17 protein-coding genes are annotated in these 18,512 nt (G+C 71.2%); 4 read left to right on the top strand and 13 right to left on the bottom strand.

The window, feature by feature from the left end; translation table 11 throughout:
- Window positions 1-294: 294 nt before the first annotated feature.
- Both FHX78_RS28500 and FHX78_RS28495 read right to left on the bottom strand, forming a co-directional pair.
- A complete protein-coding gene (locus tag FHX78_RS28500; RefSeq protein WP_145870265.1) occupies window positions 295-2,913 on the bottom strand; it encodes an ABC transporter permease/substrate binding protein in 2,619 nt (872 codons plus the stop codon).
- Window positions 2,906-3,997, bottom strand: coding sequence for a quaternary amine ABC transporter ATP-binding protein (locus FHX78_RS28495; protein WP_145870264.1), 1,092 nt, complete (start codon window positions 3,995-3,997; stop codon window positions 2,906-2,908). The genes FHX78_RS28500 and FHX78_RS28495 overlap by 8 nt, the downstream gene beginning before the upstream one ends.
- A gap of 253 nt (window positions 3,998-4,250) precedes the next feature.
- On the opposite strand from FHX78_RS28495, the gene FHX78_RS28490 reads away from it, so the two are divergent.
- The 4 genes from FHX78_RS28490 (at window position 4,251) to FHX78_RS28475 (ending at window position 7,664) form a co-directional block, all read left to right on the top strand.
- Window positions 4,251-5,156 carry a 5'-3' exonuclease gene (locus FHX78_RS28490; RefSeq protein WP_145872192.1) on the top strand — a complete coding sequence of 302 codons (906 nt, stop codon included), beginning with the start codon at window positions 4,251-4,253 and terminating at the stop codon, window positions 5,154-5,156.
- A gap of 105 nt (window positions 5,157-5,261) precedes the next feature.
- On the top strand, window positions 5,262-6,107 hold the full coding sequence (locus tag FHX78_RS28485; RefSeq protein ID WP_145870263.1) for a siderophore-interacting protein: 846 nt from the start codon (window positions 5,262-5,264) through the stop codon (window positions 6,105-6,107).
- A gap of 272 nt (window positions 6,108-6,379) precedes the next feature.
- Complete coding sequence (locus FHX78_RS28480; protein ID WP_145870262.1) at window positions 6,380-6,676, top strand: hypothetical protein; 297 nt, start codon at window positions 6,380-6,382, stop codon at window positions 6,674-6,676.
- A gap of 37 nt (window positions 6,677-6,713) precedes the next feature.
- Window positions 6,714-7,664 (top strand): RluA family pseudouridine synthase, encoded by a 951-nt coding sequence (locus FHX78_RS28475; protein WP_145870261.1) that lies wholly within the window; start codon window positions 6,714-6,716, stop codon window positions 7,662-7,664.
- Here FHX78_RS28475 and FHX78_RS28470 read toward each other — a convergent pair.
- The 11 genes from FHX78_RS28470 to FHX78_RS28420 form a co-directional block, all read right to left on the bottom strand.
- Window positions 7,658-9,181, bottom strand: coding sequence for a cytochrome P450 (locus tag FHX78_RS28470; RefSeq protein WP_145870260.1), 1,524 nt, complete (start codon window positions 9,179-9,181; stop codon window positions 7,658-7,660). The genes FHX78_RS28475 and FHX78_RS28470 overlap by 7 nt on opposite strands.
- 54 nt (window positions 9,182-9,235) lie before the next feature.
- A complete protein-coding gene (locus FHX78_RS28465; protein ID WP_145870259.1) occupies window positions 9,236-9,856 on the bottom strand; it encodes a GTP-binding protein in 621 nt (206 codons plus the stop codon).
- Window positions 9,837-10,247, bottom strand: a complete 411-nt coding sequence (locus tag FHX78_RS28460; RefSeq protein WP_145870258.1) for a DUF742 domain-containing protein — start codon at window positions 10,245-10,247, stop codon at window positions 9,837-9,839. The genes FHX78_RS28465 and FHX78_RS28460 overlap by 20 nt, the downstream gene beginning before the upstream one ends.
- Window positions 10,244-10,651, bottom strand: coding sequence for a roadblock/LC7 domain-containing protein (locus FHX78_RS28455; RefSeq protein WP_145870257.1), 408 nt, complete (start codon window positions 10,649-10,651; stop codon window positions 10,244-10,246). Before FHX78_RS28455 ends, FHX78_RS28460 begins: the two co-directional genes overlap by 4 nt.
- Entirely contained in the window at window positions 10,648-12,255 is a 1,608-nt protein-coding gene (locus tag FHX78_RS28450; protein ID WP_189908605.1) for an ATP-binding protein, read from the bottom strand. The genes FHX78_RS28455 and FHX78_RS28450 overlap by 4 nt, the downstream gene beginning before the upstream one ends.
- 467 nt (window positions 12,256-12,722) lie before the next feature.
- The gene (locus tag FHX78_RS28445) at window positions 12,723-15,581 is read right to left on the bottom strand and encodes a DEAD/DEAH box helicase (RefSeq protein WP_145870255.1); all 2,859 of its coding nucleotides are present in this window, start codon (window positions 15,579-15,581) and stop codon (window positions 12,723-12,725) included.
- A gap of 40 nt (window positions 15,582-15,621) precedes the next feature.
- Entirely contained in the window at window positions 15,622-16,512 is an 891-nt protein-coding gene (locus FHX78_RS28440) for a diacylglycerol kinase (RefSeq protein ID WP_145870254.1), read from the bottom strand.
- Window positions 16,513-16,542: 30 nt separating this feature from the next.
- Entirely contained in the window at window positions 16,543-17,412 is an 870-nt protein-coding gene (gene tatC / locus FHX78_RS28435; RefSeq protein ID WP_145870253.1) for a twin-arginine translocase subunit TatC, read from the bottom strand.
- Window positions 17,413-17,504: 92 nt separating this feature from the next.
- Window positions 17,505-17,786, bottom strand: coding sequence for a Sec-independent protein translocase subunit TatA (gene tatA, locus FHX78_RS28430; RefSeq protein ID WP_145870252.1), 282 nt, complete (start codon window positions 17,784-17,786; stop codon window positions 17,505-17,507).
- A gap of 246 nt (window positions 17,787-18,032) precedes the next feature.
- Entirely contained in the window at window positions 18,033-18,227 is a 195-nt protein-coding gene (locus FHX78_RS28425) for a hypothetical protein (RefSeq protein WP_145870251.1), read from the bottom strand.
- Between the two features lie 10 nt (window positions 18,228-18,237).
- Complete coding sequence (locus FHX78_RS28420) at window positions 18,238-18,498, bottom strand: hypothetical protein (RefSeq protein ID WP_145872191.1); 261 nt, start codon at window positions 18,496-18,498, stop codon at window positions 18,238-18,240.
- Window positions 18,499-18,512 lie beyond the last annotated feature (14 nt).

Below are 18,512 nucleotides of genomic sequence, written 5' to 3'. Positions count from 1 at the left end.
GTTTCAGGTGCCTGTCACGTCGCCGTCACGCGGGAGCGGCGCCGACCTCACAGTTCGCGCCAGCCGCCCGGCGAGCCCCTCGGTCCCCCGCGCGTGCGTTACGGGGTGTTCCCGCCATTGTTCCCCGCCTTCGGCGGAAGGTCACGGGGAAGTTCGGGGAGGGCATCGCGCTCCGTGGTTGTCCGGATTCCTCTCGTGTTCCCGTTCGGCCCGGACACGGCGTGAGGGGCGGGCCCGGCCGCACCACTGGGTGCGGATCCGGGCCCGCCCCTCGGGGACGGCCGGTGCGGCGGACTACTGCGGAGTCATCCGCTCCACCATGTCCGGGTGCTCCTCCAGCCAGGCGGCGACGGCCTCCTCCTCATGGCCCTGGCCGCGGTTCTTGATCTCCGCCTCCAGGGTGCCGAGCTCGTCCTCGCTCATCCGGAAACCCTTGATCCACTTCGTGAGCTGCGGGTACTGCTCGGGGAACTTCCTGCTCGCGATGGTGCGGATCGTGTTGCCCTCGCCGAAGGCCTTCTTCGGGTCCTTCAGCTTGGTCAGCTCGTAGTCGCTGTACGCCCAGTGCGGCGACCAGAGCGTGACCGCGATGGGCTCCTTCTTGGCGTAGGCGCGCTTCAGCTCGGCCAGCATCGCGGGCGTGGAGCCGTCGACGACCTCGTACTCGTCCTCCAGGCCGTAGCCGGGCAGGACCTTGGTCTTGAGCAGGTTCATCTCACCGGTGCCCGGCTCGATGCCGATGATCCGCCCGTCGAAGAGGTCGGCCTTGCCCTTGAGGTCCTCCAGGGACTTGACGTCCTTGACGTAGGAGGGGACGGCGATCTCCAGCGAGGTGGGCTCGTACCAGGTGCCGAGGTCGGTGAGGTCGTCCTTGCTCTTGTCCCAGTAGTTCTTCTGCGCGTACGGCAGCCACGCGTCGAAGTTGAGGTCGAGGTCCCCGGAGGCGAGGCCGGTGTAGACCGGGCCGACGTCCATCTGCTTGAGGTTCATCCGGTAGCCGCGCCGCTCGAGGACGTTCTTCCACAGGTAGGTGACGGCGACGTCCTCCTCCCAGGGGAACCAGGCCACGTCCAGCGGCCGCTTCGCCTCGGCGGGGGCGGCACCGGAGCCGGAGCCGACCGGGGCCAGCTCGTCGACGACACCGGGGTTGTCCTTCAGCCAGGCGCGGACGGCGTCCTGCTGCTTGCCCTTGCCGGCCTTGTTGATCTCGGCCTCCAGGCCGGTGAGCTGCTCCTCGGTCATCGAGAAGTCCTTCAGCCACTTCCCGACGGCGGGGTGGTCACCGGCGAAGCCCTTGCGGGACAGCGTGTGCACGCCGTCGCCCTTGCCCCAGCTGCCCTTGGGGTCCTTCAGCTTCTTCAGGTCGTAGTCGCTGTACGCCCAGTGCGGCGACCAGAGCGTGACGACGACCGGTTCCTTCTTGCTGTAGGCCCGCTTGAGCTCGGCCAGCATCGCCGGCGTGGAGCTGTCGACGACCTTGTACTCCTTGTCCAGGCCGTACTCCCCGAGGACCTTGCTCTTGAGCAGGCCCATCATGCCGGCGCTGGACTCGATGCCGGTGATCTTCCCGCCGAACAGGTCCGCCCTGCCCTTCAGGTCCTCCAGGGAGTCGACGTCCTTCATGTACGACGGGACGGTCAGCTCCAGCGACGTCTCGTCGTACCAGGCACCGAGGTCGTCGAGCCGGTCGCCGTACTTCTTCCAGTACGCCTCGTGGGTGGTGGGCAGCCAGGCGTCCGTCTGGAAGTCGATGTTGCCCTGCGCGAGCGCGGTGTAGAGCGGGCCGGCCTCGAACTGCTCGGCCTCGACCTCGAAGCCCCGCTGCTCCAGGATCTCCTTCCACAGGAAGGTGGAGGCGACGCCCTCGTCCCACGGGATGTAGCCGATGGTGATCTTCTTGCCGTTGCCGACGTTCTTGCCGTCGGCGGCGGGCGCGGAGCCGGCGGTGCTGCCGCCGAACAGGCTCATGCCGCCCGCGACCAGCGCGAGGACCACGACGCCGATCACGGCGACCTGCGGACGCGGCCGGTAGGACCAGATCTTCAGGCCCTGCGCGGCGCGCGCCTTGGCGGCGGCGCGCCGGCCGAGCGGGGAGACCTGGGTGCCCAGGGCGCTGGTCATCCGGTCCAGGTAGATCGCCAGGATGACGATGGCGATGCCGGCCTCGGAGCCCAGACCGATGTTGAGCTGGCCGATGGACTCGATGACCGCGCCGCCGAGCCCGCCGGTGCCGACCATGCCGGCGATCGCGGCCATGGACAGGCCGAGCATGATGACCTGGTTGACGCCCGCCATCACCGTGGGCAGCGCCAGCGGCAGCTGGACGCGCAGCAGGGTGTTGCGGGGCGTGGTGCCGAACGCCTCGGCGGCCTCGACCAGTTCCTTGTCGACCTGGCGGATGCCCAGCTCGGTCATGCGCACGCCCGGGGCGAGCGCGAAGATCAGCGTGGCGACGATGCCCGGGGCGGGACCGGTCCCGAAGAAGAGGATGGCCGGGATGAGGTAGATCATCGCGGGCAGCGTCTGCATGAAGTCCAGGATCGGCCGGACGAATCCGCTGACCCGGTCCGAGCGGGCCGCCCAGATGCCCACCGGCACCGAGATGACCAGCGCGATCGCGGTGGCGACGATGACCAGCGCCAGCGTCACCATCGAGTCCTCCCACAGTTCGAGGGAGTCCAGGAAGGCGAAGCCGGCGAAGGTGAGGACACCGGCGACGGTGCCGCGCAGCCAGAAGGCGATCACCGCGAAGATGCCGGCGAGCAGCAGCGGCTCGGGTGCCTGGAGGACGGCGTTCACGCCGTCGTAGGCGCCGGTGAAGACGGCCTTGAAGAAGTCGAACAGCCAGGTGACGTTGGCGAGCAGCCAGTCGACGGTGCTGTTGACCCAGTCGCCGAGCGGAATCCTAGGCACTGGCCATCACCTTCTCGCCGCCCTTGTCGCGCGGGGAGTCGCAGATCCCGGGATCGGCCTCCTCGTCGCCGAGGAAGCCCACGAGACGCTGCCGGGGCACGACCCCGACGACCGCTCCCTCCCGGTCGAGCACGGCCACCGGGTGCGGCACGCGGGCGCTGATCGCGCACAGGTCGGTGAACGGCGTGTCGGGCGTCGCGGTCTCGCAGCCGCAGTCGGCCTCGTCGCCGCGCACCTCGCGCTCCATCACCGCGCCGGCGGTGAGCACGCGGGAGCGGTCGACGTCCTGGGTGAAGGAGGCGACGTAGTCGTTGGCGGGCCGGATCAGGATGTCCTGCGCGGAGCCGATCTGCACGATGCGCCCGTCGCGCATCACCGCGATGCGGTCGCCCAGGCGCATGGCCTCGTTGAGGTCGTGGGTGATGAAGACGATCGTCTTCTTCAGGGTCTTCTGCAGTTCCAGCAGCTGGTCCTGCATGTCGCGGCGGATCAGCGGGTCGAGCGCGCTGAACGACTCGTCCATCAGCAGCAGGTCCGCGTCGGTGGCGAGCGCGCGGGCGAGACCGACGCGCTGCTGCATGCCGCCGGACAGCTCGTCCGGCCACGACTTCTCCCAGCCGGCCAGGCCGCACAGGGCGAGCGCCTCGTCGGCGCGGGCTTCGCGCTCGGCGCGGGGCACGCCCTGCACTTCAAGTCCGTACGCGGCGTTGTCCCGGACGCTGCGGTGCGGGAACAGCGCGAAGTGCTGGAAGACCATGCTGATCTTCCTGGAACGGACCTGGCGCAGTTCCCGGTCCGGCAGCGCGGTCAGGTCCTGACCGTCGAAGCGCACGTGTCCGGCGGTCGGCTCCAGCAGGCCGTTGAGCATCCGCAGCAAGGTGGACTTGCCCGAGCCCGAGAGGCCCATGACGACGAAGATCTCGCCCGGCTCCACGGTGAAGGAGGCGTCGATGACGGCGGCGGTGGTGCCGTCGGCGCGCAGCTCCTCCCGGTCTGCATTCTTCTGGCGCAGTCGTTCGACCGCCTGGTCCGGTCGTCTGCCGAACACCTTGAACAGATGCTCGGCCTCAAGCCTGGATGACACGCGTACCTCTTGTCTCGACGGCAAAGGACAGGAGCGACGCCCGTCGGACCTCACGCGGCCCACAACAGTTGAATCTGTGACCGGCATCGCTCCGGGGCCGCGCCTCCCCGCTTTTGCATGGGGCAAACGTGTTGGTGTGACGCCTCACACAGCAGGCGGGTTACGCAACCCGTTGCGGATGACGCACCGCCGCTCTTTCCTGCGGGGCACTGTCGGTGGGGTGCGGCATGATGCGGACGTGACCGGACGACTGATGCTCCTCGACACCGCCTCCCTGTACTTCCGTGCCTACTTCGGCGTCCCGGAGTCCGTCAGGGCCCCGGACGGCACCCCGGTGAACGCCGTGCGCGGGCTGCTCGACTTCATCGACCGCCTGGTCCGGGACCACCGGCCGGACCACCTGGTGGCCTGCATGGACGCCGACTGGCGCCCGCACTGGCGGGTGGAGCTGATCCCGTCCTACAAGGCGCACCGCGTCGCCGAGGAGCGCCCGGCGGGCCCGGACGAGGAGGAGGTGCCCGACACGCTCTCGCCGCAGGTGCCGGTGATCGAGGCCGTCCTGGACGCGGTGGGCATCGCCCGCGTGGGCGTCGCGGAGTACGAGGCGGACGACGTGATCGGCACCTTCACCGCGCGGGCCGAGGGGCCGGTCGACATCGTCACCGGCGACCGCGACCTGTACCAGCTGGTGGACGACGCGCGCGGGGTGCGGGTGCTGTATCCGCTGAAGGGCGTCGGCACGCTGCAGGTCACCGACGAGGCCGCGCTGCGCGAGAAGTATGGGGTGGACGGCAGGGGGTACGCGGACCTGGCGCTGCTGCGCGGTGATCCGAGCGACGGCCTGCCGGGCGTGCCGGGTATCGGCGAGAAGACGGCGGCCAAGCTGCTCGCCGAGTTCGGCGACCTGGCGGGCATCCTGGCGGCCGTGGACGACCGGCGGGCCAGGCTCACCCCGACGCAGCGCAAGCGTCTGGATCTGGCGCGGCCGTATCTCGCGGTCGCCCCCAAGGTCGTCCGGGTCGCCGACGACGTGCCGCTCCCGGACGTCGACACGGCGCTGCCGCGCGCACCGCGCGATCCGGCGGCCGTGGAGTCCCTGGCCGCCCGCTGGGGGCTGGGCGGCTCGCTGCAACGCCTGCTGACGACCCTCACGGCGTGAGGCGCGGCCTCCGCCGGACCGCAGGGCCCGCCCGACGATGAGGCGCCGACCGGGACCGAGGTGCTAACTTAGGTAAACCTAACTGTGACAGCTGGGAGGCCCCTCATGGCAGAGCGACCCGGACGCTCACCGCGCACGCCGCACACCGCCGAGGTCGTCCGCACCGAGCGGCTGACCCCGCACATGCAGCGCGTGGTGCTCGGCGGCGAGGGGCTCGCCGGCCTCCCCGCCGACACGTGCACCGACCACTACGTCAAGCTGCTGTTCCCGGTCGCGGGGGCGGACTACCCGGAGCCGTTCGACCTGCAGCGCATCCGCGAGGAGCTGCCGCGCGAGCAGTGGCCGGTGACGCGGACCTACACGGTGCGCCAGTGGGACGCCGAGCACCGGGAGATGACCCTGGACTTCGTGATCCACGGCGACGAGGGCCTGGCCGGCCCCTGGGCGGCGGGGGTCCGCCCGGGCGAGGTCGTGCGGTTCCTCGGCCCCGGCGGCGCCTACGCCCCGGACCCGGCCGCGGACTGGCACCTGCTCGTCGGTGACGAGAGCGCGCTGCCCGCGATCGCCCGCTCGCTGGAGGCACTGCCGCACGGCAGCAGGGCGTACGCCTTCGTGGAGATCTCCGGCCCCGAGGAGGAGCAGAAGATCGACTCCGACGTGGAGGTCCGCTGGCTGCACCGCGGCGCGCGTCCCGTCGGCGAGGCCCTGGTGGAGGCGGTCCGCGCGCTCGACTTCCCCGGGGGCCGGGTGCAGGCCTTCGTCCACGGCGAGGCCCACTTCGTGAAGGAGCTGCGCCGGCTGCTGCGCGTGGAGCGCGGCATTCCGCGCGAGGACCTGTCGATCTCCGGCTACTGGCGGCTCGGCCACAACGAGGACGGCTGGCAGGCCTCCAAGCCGGAGTGGAACGCCCGCATCGAAGCGGAACAGGAAGCCGCCCGAGCCTCCGCCTGACGCCCCCCGGAGCGCCGCCCGGCCACCCCAGGGCCCTTGGCCGACCTCACCCGGGCCCGGCCCCTTTCCGGGCCTCCCGCTGACCTCACCCGGGGCGCCGACCGACTCCCCCGGGCGTCCGGCTGCCGCCTGCCCCGGGCCTCCGCCCCACCGCATCCGGGCCTCCCGCCGGCCTCCCCGGAGCGCCACCCGGGTGAACCGAGGTCCACTGACCCGGACCGGTCGGCGTGGCGAGCCCCCGGTGGCGGGCGGCTGCTCCAGGATCCGGGCGCGTGGCACACACCTTCGACGAGCTCGTGGCCAAGCAACGCGCGGCGGACGAGGCACACGCCCGGGTACGGCGGCTGCGGGAGGCCTACGGTCCACCGGCCCGGACCAGATGGAGCGGGCGCCAGACCGCCACCTGGGAGACCGCCTGGCGGGCCTGGCGCGACCTCGCCCGTGACGTGCGGATCGCGGTGACCGAGTACGCGCGGGCCGAGGGCGTGCCGCGCCAGGAGATCGAGGCCCGCCTGAGACGGGCCGTCCACCCCGAGGAACCGCCCGGGACGGGCACCCCGGACGCGTAGCACCGGGCCCGCGGCCCGCCTCGTACCCTTGCACCCTGTGAGACGCAGACGCCCGGTGCCGCCCGCTCCCCTGCCGCAGCGCGACGGGGTGGACCCGGTGCGGGTGCGGCTGCCCGCCGGGGGGCCGGGAGCCACCGTGCGGGACCATCTGGTGCAGCGGCTGTCGGCGGGGGACGGTGTCGTCGACGGGATGTTCGCCGCGGGGCTGATCGTCGGCGCGGACGGACGCGCCGTACCGGCGGACACGCCGTACGCGCCCGGCCTGTTCCTGTGGTTCCACCGGGAACCGCCCGCTGAGGTGCCGGTGCCCTTCCCGCTGGAGATCGTCCACCGGGACGAGCACATCGTCGTCGTCGACAAGCCGCACTTCCTGGCCACCACCCCGCGCGGCGCTCACGTCGCCCAGACCGCGCTCGCCCGGCTGCGCCGCGAACTGGGCGTCCCGGAGCTGGGGGCCGCCCACCGCCTCGACCGGCTGACCGCGGGCCTGGTGCTGTTCACCGTGCGGCCCGAGGAGCGGGGCGCCTACCAGACGCTGTTCCGCGACCGGCTGGTGCACAAGGAGTACGAGGCCGTCGCCCCGTACGATCCGGGGCTGGAGCTGCCCCGGACCGTACGCAGCCGGATCGTGAAGGAGCGCGGGGTGCTGACCGCCCGGGAGGTGGAGGGCGAACCGAACGCGCTGACCCGGGTCGAACTGGCCGAGCACCGGGCGGACGGCCTCGGCCGCTACCGGCTGCTGCCCGGGACCGGCCAGACCCATCAGCTGCGGGTCCACATGAACGCCCTCGGCGTGCCGATCCTCGGCGATCCGCTGTACCCCGAGGTGGCCGCCCCCGTCCCGGCCGGTGACTTCCGGCGCCCGCTGCAACTGCTGGCGCGGATCCTGGCGTTCACCGACCCGGTGACGGGCGTGGCGCACCGGTTCACCAGCGGCAGGGCGCTCGGGGCCTGGAGCGCGTACGAGGACTGGGCCGCCGGTCAGTAGCCGCGCCACCAGCGCAGGAAGCGCTGCCACGTGTTCCGCGGCGGGCCCTGTTCCGCGACCGGCGGGGGCAGCGGCACCGGAACCGGCTGCGGCACGGGGGGTTCGAGGACCGGTGCGGGCGCGGCCGCCGGCGCGGTCTCCCGCACGGTCCCCGGCCGGGCGGCGCCGATGTGCCAGTCCTGCTGGACGGGCGCGTCGTTCTCGTGGGTGGGCCGCTGCATCACGTCCTGCTGCGGCCGGGGGGTGAAGTGGACGGGCAGGGCCACGAGGTGCCGTGAGGCGATGGACTCGGTGTAGTACAACTCGTCCTCGTGGATGCTCAGTTCGACGTCGGGCAGCCGCATGAGCAGCGCGTCGACGCCGACTTCCGCGATGACCCGGCCGATGTCCTGCCCCGGGCACTCGTGCGGGCCACCGCCGAAGGCGAGGTGCGAGCGGTTGCCCTGCATGTCGGCGGTGGGGTCCGGGCGTACGCGGGGGTCGACGTTGGCCGGCGCGGGCGCGAACAGCAGGCCGTCCCCCTTGCGGATGCGCTGGCCGCCGAGCTCCGTGTCCTGCTTGGCGAAGTAGCCGAGGATGGTGCTGAACGGCGGTTCGTCCCAGAGCAGTTGCTCCACCGCCTCCGGCACGGTCATCTGGCCGCCGTTGAGCTGGGCGCGGAAGCGCGGGTCGATCAGCACCTGGCGCAGCACGTTGGACAGGAGGTTGGCGGTGGTCTCGTAGGCGGCGATGAGGACCAGCCGGAGGTGTTCCCTGACCTCGTCGTCGGTCAGTCCCGCCGGGTGGGTGACGAGGTGGCCGGCGAAGTCGTTCTGCGGTTCCGCGCGGCTCCGGACGGTGAGGCGGTCCAGGACCTCCACGATGTAGGCGTTGCTGGCGATGGCGGTCTCGGTGCCCTTGATCATGTCGCGGGCGGCTTCGACGATCCGGTCGTTGTACTCCTCGGGCATGCCGAGGATCTGGCACATCACGGCCATCGGCAGGTGCTCGGCGTACTGGCTGACGAGATCGGCCTCGCCGTCCTCGCAGAACGCGTTGACGACCCGCTGCACGCTGCGGTTGATGTGCCGGCGCAGTGTGCGGAAGTCGATGGTGGCCACGGCGGAGTCGAGGGCGCCGCGCAACCGCTTGTGCTCGTCCCCCTCGGCGAAGGCGCAGATCGGCTGCCAGGCGATGTGCGGCATCAGCGGGAAGTCGGGCTTGACCAGGCCTTCCCTGAGCGGACCCCAGATGCGGGTGTCGCGGCAGTACTGCCCGGGGGTGCGCAGCATCTGCTGGCTCTCGGCGTGGCCGAGCACCACCCACACCGGCACGTCGTCGTGGAGCAGCGCGGGCGCCACCGGACCGTGCTCGGCCCGCAGCCGCTCGTACAGCTTCTTCAGGTCGTCCGACTCGTGCAGCCGGCTCAGCCCTCCGGGGCCCAGGCCGTGCGCGGGGCAGCCGGGGGGCGGGCCGGGCCGGGGGCCGTCCGTTCCGGCCGGGGAGTCTCCGGTCAGGGAGTGGGATTCAGGCGTCACAGTGGTCGCTCCGGAAGGGGAAGCAGGGTCGGGGGAAGGGACGGATACCGGGGATCAGGTGAGCGAGCCCGTCATGGCGAGCGAGTGCAGGAAGCGCATCAGGGTCATCAGGACGTCACGGCTGGAGGCCCGGCGCCGCACGTCGCACTCCATGATGGGGATCTGCTCGGACAGGTCGAGGGCGGTGCGCAGGTCCGCGATCGGGTAGCGCGGGGCGTCCGGGAAGGAGTTGACGGCGACGACGAACGGCACGCCGCGTTCCTCCAGCCGCCCCATCACGTCGAAGCTGACTTCGAGACGCCGGGTGTCGACCAGGACGACCGCGCCGAGCGCCCCCTCGAACAGCCCGTTCCACAGGAACCAGAAGCGCTCCTGCCCCGGGGTGCCGAACAGGTACAGCACCAGCTGTTCCGTGATCTTGATCCGGCCGAAGTCCATGGCGACCGTGGTGGCCGTCTTGGACGCGGAACCGAAGTTGTCGTCGACCCCGATGCCGGCCTGCGTCATGGTCTCCTCGGTGGTCAGCGGTTTGATCTCGCTGACCGAGCCGACCATGGTCGTCTTGCCGACCCCGAATCCGCCCACGATCACGATCTTCACCGCGGACTGTGCCGTGTGCGGCAACTGGTCCTCGGCCCGTGGGCCCGGAATGGTGTCAGAGCCTTTGAAGTCCATGCATCACCGCTTCGAGAAGGGAACGGTCCGGGAGCGCCTTGCGGACGATCGGGAAGCGCGCCTGCACCAGTTCCGCCGTCAGCATCTCGGTGAGCAGCACGGTCACCACGCTGAACGGCAGGCTGAGGTAGGCCGACAGTTCGGCCACGGACAGAGGGGCGACGCAGAGCCGGAGCAGCGCCGCCTGCTCGGGGGTGGCGGAGGGCGGGGGGTCCGGGGAGCGCGCCACGATCAGCGTCACGAGGTCGAGGTCCGCACGTTCGCCGTCCGGACCGGCGACGACGTACAACCGCTCCGGGTTGCCGCCCTCACCCTCCTTCTTGGCCGGCTCGGCCGGCCGCGGGGCGGGGTCGCCCTGGGGGAAGCGCCTCTGGCGTTGGGGAGGAGTCATACGGTCTGCCCGTTCCGTCGGGGCGGACTGGTCAGATGGGCGCCGATGCGGACGACGAGGTCGCGCATCATGCCGCCCATGCGGCCGGGTTCGCAGGTCATGTCGGAGAGCACCGCGAGATAGGCGTTGGCGCCGGCCGCCATCAGGTAGAAGTAGCCCTCGTTGATCTCGATGAGGACCAGCTTCATCTCGCCGTCGCCGTGCGGGAGTTCCTGGGCGACGGCCCCGGCGAGGCTCTGGACGCCCGCGCAGGCCGCGGCGACCCGGTCGGCGGCGTCCGGGTCACCGCCGTAGCGGGCGATGCGCAGACCGTCGGCGGAGAGCACCACGATCATCTCGACGCCGGGTACGCCGTCGGCGAGCTCCTTGAGCATCCAGTCGAAGTTGGCTCGTTGCTGGATCACTTGAGGTCCCCCTCGTCATCGGCCTCGGTGCGGGCCGGTTCGTTGATGAGATGCAGGTAGGCGGTCGGGTTCCGGGTGAAGTCGGTGGGGTGGACGCCCGGGTCGAGGTCCTTCTTCATCCCCTCCCAGAAGGCGTCGACCCAGAGCCCGGGTTCACGGTCGTCCCGCTTCTTCTCGGGCTCCGGCCTGGCCCAGATGTCGTGGTACTCCTCGCCGCGCTCCGCGGCCTCCCGCTCGGCCCGTTCGGCGGCGGCCTGCTCGGCGTACCGCTGGGCGAGCGGGGTCTTGACCCGGCTGCGGCGCTGCGGCAGTCCGCCCGCGGTCCACTCGGTGACCTCGGGGACGTCGTCCTCCATGGAGACCGACTCGGGGATGCGGGGGCTGGTGGGGCGGCGCTTCTTGGGGGCGCGCTCGGGGCCCGGGAGGGCGTCGACCGGACGGGGCACGGCCGTCGCCCCGATGCCGTGGGCGAGGCCGACGCCGGGCTGGTCGGTGATCATCTCGCTCGGCACGATGAGGACGGCGCGGACGCCGCCGTACGCGGAGGCGCGCAGCGAGACCTGCATGTTGAACGCGGTGCAGAGCCGGCCGACGACGGCGAGGCCGAGGCGCGGGTTGGCGCCGATCTCCTGGAGGTCGACGCCCCTCTGGGCCTGCTCCAGGATGCCCTCGATACGGGCCCGGGCCTGCTCGTCGAGGCTGACACCGGCGTCCTCGATCTCGATGGCGACGCCGGTCTGCACCTCCGTGGCGGTGACGCTCACCTTGGCGGTCGGCGGCGAGTAGCGGGTGGCGTTGTCGAGGAGTTCGGCGGCGGCGTGGATGACCGGCTCGACGTAGATGCCCTTGATGTTGATCTTGGCGATCGACTTCAGGTCGATGCGGCGGTACTCGAGGATGCGCGACATGGCGCCGCGCAGCACGCTGTAGAGCGCGACGGGCTTGGGCCACTGGCGTCCGGGCCGGCCGCCGCCGAGGACGGAGATGGAGTCGGCGAGGCGGCCGATCAGCGCGGTGCCGTGGTCGATGCGCAGCAGGTCGTCGAAGACCTCGGGGTTGCGGCCGTGGTCCTCCTCCATCTCGCGCAGTTCCTTGGCCTGCTGGTGGACGATCGCCTGGACGCGGCGGGCGATGCTGACGAAGGAGCGCTGGGCCGAGTCGCGCAGGGTCTCCTCCTCGTCGATGATCGTCAGCATCGTCTTGAGCATCTGGAGCTGGTACTTCGGCAGATCGCTCCAGGCCGGGTTGAGCAGGTGCAGGTGGCGGAGCACCTCGTCGGCGTCGTGCCCGCTGTGCAGGTAGTCCAGGGCGGTGGGGACCACCTGGCGGATGAAGTGGTGCGTCTCCGTGTCGTGGGCGGCGATCCGCGCCTCCAGGTACGCGCGGTGACGTTCGTACTCGGCGCGCGCGTCCCGCAGGACGCGGCCGCGGCGCACCGCCTCCGTCGCGGCGGCGGTCACCAGCAGGGTCGCGACCGCGCCGCACACACCGACGGCGACCCGGGCGGGCTCCGTCACCAGGGCGACGGCGGCTCCGGTCGCCGCGGCCATCACTATGGCCGGCAGCAACAGCACGCGTGCATAAGGAAGGTGGACACTCGCCATGTGGGCCCTCTGAAGCGAATCGACTGATGGTCGGAAACCTGCGCATAGGGGAACAGGCGCACGAATTCATCTCAACTCGGTGCGCTGCGGGCGAGCTTAGTCCGACGGGATCATCGCCATGTCATATTCAGCAAGTGCCGGAAATGACCTCTGAGGCAGGAGTACGCTCGGGTCATTTAAACGGTGTGAATATGTTCGAACACACTCCGTCACCGCGAACGCGCGTACGAGACCCTTTCACCGTCAGGGGTGACGAAGACCCCCCGGGCGTCCCGCGCCTGCTGATCCTGCCCAGGAAACCGCCCGGTGATGCTGCCGGCGGGGGCGCGGGAAACGCAGAAGCCCGGCGCGCAGGGGGCGCACCGGGCTTACGGCGGTTCGGCGTCGGGGCTCGGCGGCGGACGCCGCCGGGGGCTCACGCCACGGACGTCGTCGTGTCGCTCACCCCACGGACGTCGTCGCATGGATCACCCCACGGACGAGTAGGCCACCACGCCCCTCAGCAGCGCGTCCACGGCCTTGCGGGCGTTCTTGGCGACCGTCGAGCCGTCACCGGCGGGCGCCGCGGCCGAGATCTGGCCGAGCACGTCGATGACCTGCTTGCACCAGCGCACGAAGTCGCCGGCCGGCATCTCCGCCTCGCGCAGCACCTCGTCCAGGCCCTTGCCGGAGGCCCACATGTAGGCGGCCCAGGCGAAGCCGAGGTCGGGCTCGCGCTGGCCCACGCCCTCGGTCTGGCTGATCCGGAAGTCCTCCTCCAGGGCGTCCAGCCGGCCCCAGATGCGGACCATCTCGCCGAGCGCCGCCTTGGCCTTGCCCGAGGGCAGCTTGGGCGCCATCGCGTCGTCGGCGGCCCGGGCCTCGTACACCAACGCCGAGACGCAGGCGGCCAGTTCGGCCGGGGCGAGCCCCTCCCAGACACGCTCGCGCAGACATTCGCTGGCCAGCAGGTCGAGTTCGCCGTACAGCCGCGCCAGGCGCTTGCCGTGCTCGGTGACCTCGTCGCCGCGCAGATAGTCCATCTCGGTCAGCAGCGCGACGATCCGGTCGAAGGTGCGGGCGATGGTGTTCGTCCGGCCCTCGATGCGCCGCTCCAGCTGCGAGGTGTCGCGCAGCAGCCGGTGGTAGCGCTCCGCCCAGCGGGCGTGGTCCTCGCGGTCCTGGCAGCCGTGGCACGGGTGCGCCCGGAGTGCCTTGCGCAGCCGCGCGATCTCCCGGTCGTCGGCCGCCTCGGACCGCTTCTTGCGGTGCCGGTCCGGGGTGATGTGCCCGGCCTTGGTGCGCAACGCGGAGGCGAGGTCCCGACGCGACTGCGGGGAGCGCGGGTTGAAGGACTTCGGGATCCGCATCCGCTCCAGCGCCTCGACCGGCACCGGGAAGTCCATCGACGCCAGCCGCTTCACCTGCCGCTCGGCGGTCAGCACCAGCGGGCGCGGACCGTCGTGGTGCTCGAAGCCGCGGTGGCCGTTGGACCGCCCCGCCGGCAACCCCGGGTCCAGGACCAGCGCCAGCCCCGCGTACTTGCCGGTGGGTACGTGGATGACGTCACCGGGCTTCAGCTTCTCCAGCGCGACGGCTGCCTCCGCGCGACGCTGGGACGCGCCCTGCCGGGCCAGCTCGTTCTCCCGGTCCTTCAGCTCGCGGCGCAGCCGCGCGTACTCGTCGAAGTCGCCGAGGTGGCAGGTCATGGAGGCCTTGTAGCCCTCCAGACCCTCCTCGTTGCGCTGCACCTGCCGCGAGATGCCGACGACCGACTTGTCCGCCTGGAACTGCGCGAACGACGTCTCCAGCAGCTCGCGCGAGCGGTGCCGGCCGAACTGCTCGACCAGGTTGACCGCCATGTTGTACGACGGCTTGAAGCTGGAGCGCAGCGGATACGTGCGCGTGCCGGCCAGTCCCGCCAGGTGCTCGGGGTTCATGCCGCGCTGCCAGAGCACCACCGCGTGGCCCTCGACGTCGATGCCGCGCCGGCCGGCCCGGCCGGTCAGCTGGGTGTACTCGCCGGGGGTGATGTCTGCGTGCTGCTCGCCGTTCCACTTGACGAGCTTCTCCAGCACCACCGAGCGGGCGGGCATGTTGATGCCGAGGGCGAGGGTCTCGGTGGCGAACACGGCCTTCACCAGACCGCGTACGAACAACTCCTCGACGACCTCCTTGAACGTCGGCAGCATGCCCGCGTGATGGGCCGCGATGCCGCGCTCCAGTCCCTCCAGCCACTCGTAGTAGCCCAGGACGTGCAGGTCCTCGGCCGGGATGGAGGCGGTGCGCTCCTCGACCAGGGAGCGGACGTGGGCCCGCGCCTCCTCGTCGTTGAGCCGCAGCCCGGCGTACAGGCACTGCTGGACGGCGGCCTCGCAGGCGGCGCGGCTGAAGATGAAGGTGATGGCGGGCAGCAGGCCCTCGGCGTCCAGCCGCTCGATGACCTCCGGCCGGCTCGGCGTCCACACGCGGGAGCGCTGCCGGCGCTCCCGCTCCCGGTCCGCCTCCCGCATGTTGTTGCGGCCGCGTCGGCGGTCGCCCCACGACGGACGGCTCGCCTCCAGGCGGGCCATGCGCGTGAGGTCGGGGTTGACGGCCTTCTTCTGGCCCTCGCCCTCCTCGAACAGGTCGTAGATCCGGCGCCCGGCGAGCACGTGCTGGAACAGCGGCACGGGCCGGTGCTCGGAGACGATCACCTCGGTGTCGCCGCGGACGGTGTCCAGCCAGTCACCGAACTCCTCGGCGTTCGACACCGTCGCCGACAGCGACACCAGGGTCACCGACTCGGGGAGGTGGATGATCACTTCCTCCCAGACCGCGCCGCGGAAGCGGTCGGAGAGGTAGTGCACCTCGTCCATCACCACGTAGCCGAGCCCGAGCAGGGTCTGCGAGCCGGCGTACAGCATGTTCCGCAGCACCTCGGTGGTCATCACGACCACGGGGGCGTCGGAGTTGACGCTGTTGTCGCCGGTGAGCAGGCCCACCTTGTCGGTGCCGTAGCGGCGGCACAGGTCGGCGTACTTCTGGTTCGACAGCGCCTTGATGGGTGTCGTGTAGAAGCACTTCTTGCCCTGGCCCAGGGCGAGGTGGACGGCGAACTCGCCCACGATCGTCTTGCCGGAGCCGGTGGGCGCCGCGACCAGCACGCCCTTCCCCGTCTCGAGCGCCTGGCAGGCCTCGATCTGGAAGGGGTCGAGGCCGAAGTCGTACATCTCGCGGAAGGAGGCGAGCGCGGTGGCCTGCTCGGCAGCGCGCCTGCGTGCTGCCGCGTACCGCTCGGCCGGTGAGAGATCCTCTGTCATCGTGCTTTCGAGCGTACCGGGCCGCACCGACAACAGGACGATCATTATCCGGATCGGCTCCGGCGGGCGGTGGGAACCGCCCAGCTCAGGGGCCCACGACCCGTACGGCGCCGCGCACGCAGCGCGCGCCGAGCGGAAGCGGCCCGAGGGGCTCGCCGTCCGCGTACCCGGTGGTCCCGGCGGCCTCCAGTTCCACCCGCGCCGCCCGGAACACGGTGACCTTGGGATGGTCGACGTGGGTGCCCCGGTACACCGTCGGGAACACCCTCAGCAGCGTGCCCCGGCCGCAGTCCCCGACCACCGTGACGTCGAACAGCCCGTCGGTGAGATCGGCGCCGGGACAGATCCGCATCCCACCGCCGTACGACGACCCGTTGCCGACGGCGACCAGCGTCGCCTCGACCTCGCGGACGTCGCCCCCGTCCATAGTGATCCGGTAGGGGACCGGACGGAAGGCGGCGAGTTCGGCGACCATGGCGAGGTCGTACTTGAAGCGCCCCGCGGGCAGCCGCATCCGGTTGCCCCGGTCGTTGACCCGGGAGTCGAAGCCGGAGGCGAGGACGGTGCCGAACCAGCGGTCGCCGGCCCGCCCCAGGTCGATGTCGCGCACCCGGCCGCACTTCAGGGCGTCGGCGATCATCCGGCCGGCGGCGGCCGGTTCCCGCAGCGGCATCCCCAGCGCGCGGGCGAAGTCGTTGCCGGTGCCGACGGCGATCAGCCCGAGCGGGGTCCCGGTGCCGACCACGGCCTGCAGTGCCAGGTTCGCCATGCCGTCGCCGCCCACGGCGATCAGGGCGCCGGTGCCGTCCTCGACGGCGGCACGCGCGCGGGCCAGGGCGTCCCCGGCGTTCTCGCCGAGGACGGTCCGCACCGAGAAACCGGCGTCCCGCAACGCGGAAGCGGCCGGCCGCGCCGCGCGGGCGCCCCGGCCGCGGCCCGCGGTGGGATTGACGAAGAGGGTGATCTCGCTGGTCACGCAGTGACCCTACGAGCTGCGAGCCGATCCTCAGGTCACGTCGTCATAACCGTTGACCCGGTCCTTGGTGGCCTGCTCGGGCAGGGCGGCCACGGGTTCCACCGGGTCGATGGACTCGGGGGTGAGGTCCAGCTCGGAGGCCTCGTCGTCGGCGGGGCCCGTGGACTCCTTGCGGGCCCGTCGTCTGTCGTTGAGCAGTGAGATCCCCACCGCGACGAAGTAGAGGACGACGATCGGTCCGGAAAGGGCGATCATTCCCACCGGGTCGGTCGTGGGCGTGGCGACCGCGCCGAAGACGAAGACGCCCATGACGACACCGCGCCACCAGCCGATCATGCGGCGGCCGGAGACGATGCCGACCATGTTCAGCATGATGAGCAGCAGGGGGAGCTCGAAGGCCAGGCCGAAGACCAGCACCATCCTGATGGTGAAGTCGAGGACCTCGTCGAGCGAGAGGATGTTGGCCGATCCCCCGGGCGTCAGGCTGAGCAGCACCTTGATGCTGACGGGGAGGATGACGTACGACAGGTAGGCGCCGCCGACGAACAGGGGGACCGCGGCCGAGACGAAGACGTAGGTGTACTTCTTCTCGTGCTTGTGCAGTCCGGGGGCGATGAAGGCCCAGAGCTGGTAGAGCCACACAGGGCTGGAGACGATCAGGCCGGCCATGAGGCTCACCTTGATCGTCGTGGTGAACGGCGACGTCAGGGTGTTGAAGGAGACGATGGCGCAGTTGCCGCCGTCGCTGTTCGCCAGATCCTCGCATTTCGGCACCGGCTCCGCGAGGAACTGCATGAGCTGTTCGCTGTAGAACGCGGCCACGATCATCACCAGGACGATCGCGACGACGGCCTTGGCGAGCCGGTTGCGCAGCTCACGCAGGTGTTCCACGAGGGGCATCCGCCCCTCGGGATCCCTCTCCTGTTTGCGGGCAGACTTGAGCAACCCACGTTCCCATCTCGTGCGGCGGGCCGGAGTTCACCGGCCCTGCGTCAGCGCTTGGTCGTGTCCGTGGGCTCCGTGACCGGGCGGGAGCTGGTCACGTCGCCGGGGGCCGCCTGGATGGTGCGCTGCGCCGGGGGCTGCTCGCCGGTGGCCGGCGGGTCGGCCGGGGCGGAGGACTTGTTGTCGTCCTTCATCGCCTTGGCCTCGCTCTTGAGGATGCGCGCGGACTTGCCGAGCGACCGCGCCATGTCCGGAAGCTTCTTCGCGCCGAACAGCAGGATGATGACGACGAGGATCAGAATGATCTCGGTAGGTCCGAGCCGTCCCATAAGTCTTTACCTTCTCACCGAGGCGGGTGGGTGGGTGGCTGTCCGACCGGTCGGACATGTGTCCGAACGACGGTGCTGGCAGCGATCGTAACGCTCTGGGGTAAACGTCCGGCAATCCCCGTGCGTACTCCCGTCCGCGGTCCGGGCCTCGTTCTCCGGGCCGCGATCAGCAGCGTACCTGCCGGGGCCCGCAAGGTGACAGGGCGAAGCGGGCCAGAGCGAGGGGCGGTCCGGAGCCGGGACCGCTCAGAGCGCTTCGGCGGAACGGGCCGCGCCGGCCGCCGCGTGCTCCAGGTCCTCCGCCGCCCGGCTGATGCGCCGCGCCGACTCCGTCACTTGTCTGCCGAGCCGCTCCGCCTCGACGAAGACCCGGACGGCGAGCACCCCGAGCACCAGCAGTCCCAGGAACCCCAGGGCAATCGCGAACATCGGCCAGAACATGAGGGCGAGCCTAGACGGTCGAGTGCAGGCGCAGCGTGCGGACCCCGCCGCCGGTCAGCAGCTCGACGATCCGCTCCCCCGCCGGCTTGCGCACGGCGGCACCGCACTTGGGGCAGGTGAAGGAGTAGAAGGTGGTGCGGCTGCTGGCGCCGATGGCCAGGCGCAGCGCGCTCGCGGTGAGCTCGAAGCGCTCCCGGCAGTCCGGGCAGCCCGCCCGGAACACGACCGGGGCCACGCTCCTCATCCCGGCGAACGCGGACGCCGCCGTCATGCCCCGCACATCAG

The sequence above is a fragment of the Streptomyces capillispiralis genome (assembly GCF_007829875.1).
In the GTDB taxonomy this organism is placed as follows: domain Bacteria; phylum Actinomycetota; class Actinomycetes; order Streptomycetales; family Streptomycetaceae; genus Streptomyces; species Streptomyces capillispiralis.
This window is presented reverse-complemented; position numbering and strand designations above follow the sequence as displayed.

Coding starts and splice junctions, on each gene's coding strand:
- FHX78_RS28445 (WP_145870255.1), bottom strand. CDS start 15,581: ATGATCGTCCTGTTGTCGGTGCGGCCCGGTACGCTCGAAAGCACGATG.
- FHX78_RS28485 (WP_145870263.1), top strand. CDS start 5,262: ATGGCAGAGCGACCCGGACGCTCACCGCGCACGCCGCACACCGCCGAG.
- FHX78_RS28460 (WP_145870258.1), bottom strand. CDS start 10,247: ATGACTCCTCCCCAACGCCAGAGGCGCTTCCCCCAGGGCGACCCCGCC.
- tatC (WP_145870253.1), bottom strand. CDS start 17,412: ATGCCCCTCGTGGAACACCTGCGTGAGCTGCGCAACCGGCTCGCCAAG.
- FHX78_RS28465 (WP_145870259.1), bottom strand. CDS start 9,856: ATGGACTTCAAAGGCTCTGACACCATTCCGGGCCCACGGGCCGAGGAC.
- FHX78_RS28425 (WP_145870251.1), bottom strand. CDS start 18,227: ATGTTCTGGCCGATGTTCGCGATTGCCCTGGGGTTCCTGGGACTGCTG.
- tatA (WP_145870252.1), bottom strand. CDS start 17,786: ATGGGACGGCTCGGACCTACCGAGATCATTCTGATCCTCGTCGTCATC.
- FHX78_RS28490 (WP_145872192.1), top strand. CDS start 4,251: ATGCTCCTCGACACCGCCTCCCTGTACTTCCGTGCCTACTTCGGCGTC.
- FHX78_RS28450 (WP_189908605.1), bottom strand. CDS start 12,255: ATGGCGAGTGTCCACCTTCCTTATGCACGCGTGCTGTTGCTGCCGGCC.
- FHX78_RS28420 (WP_145872191.1), bottom strand. CDS start 18,498: ATGACGGCGGCGTCCGCGTTCGCCGGGATGAGGAGCGTGGCCCCGGTC.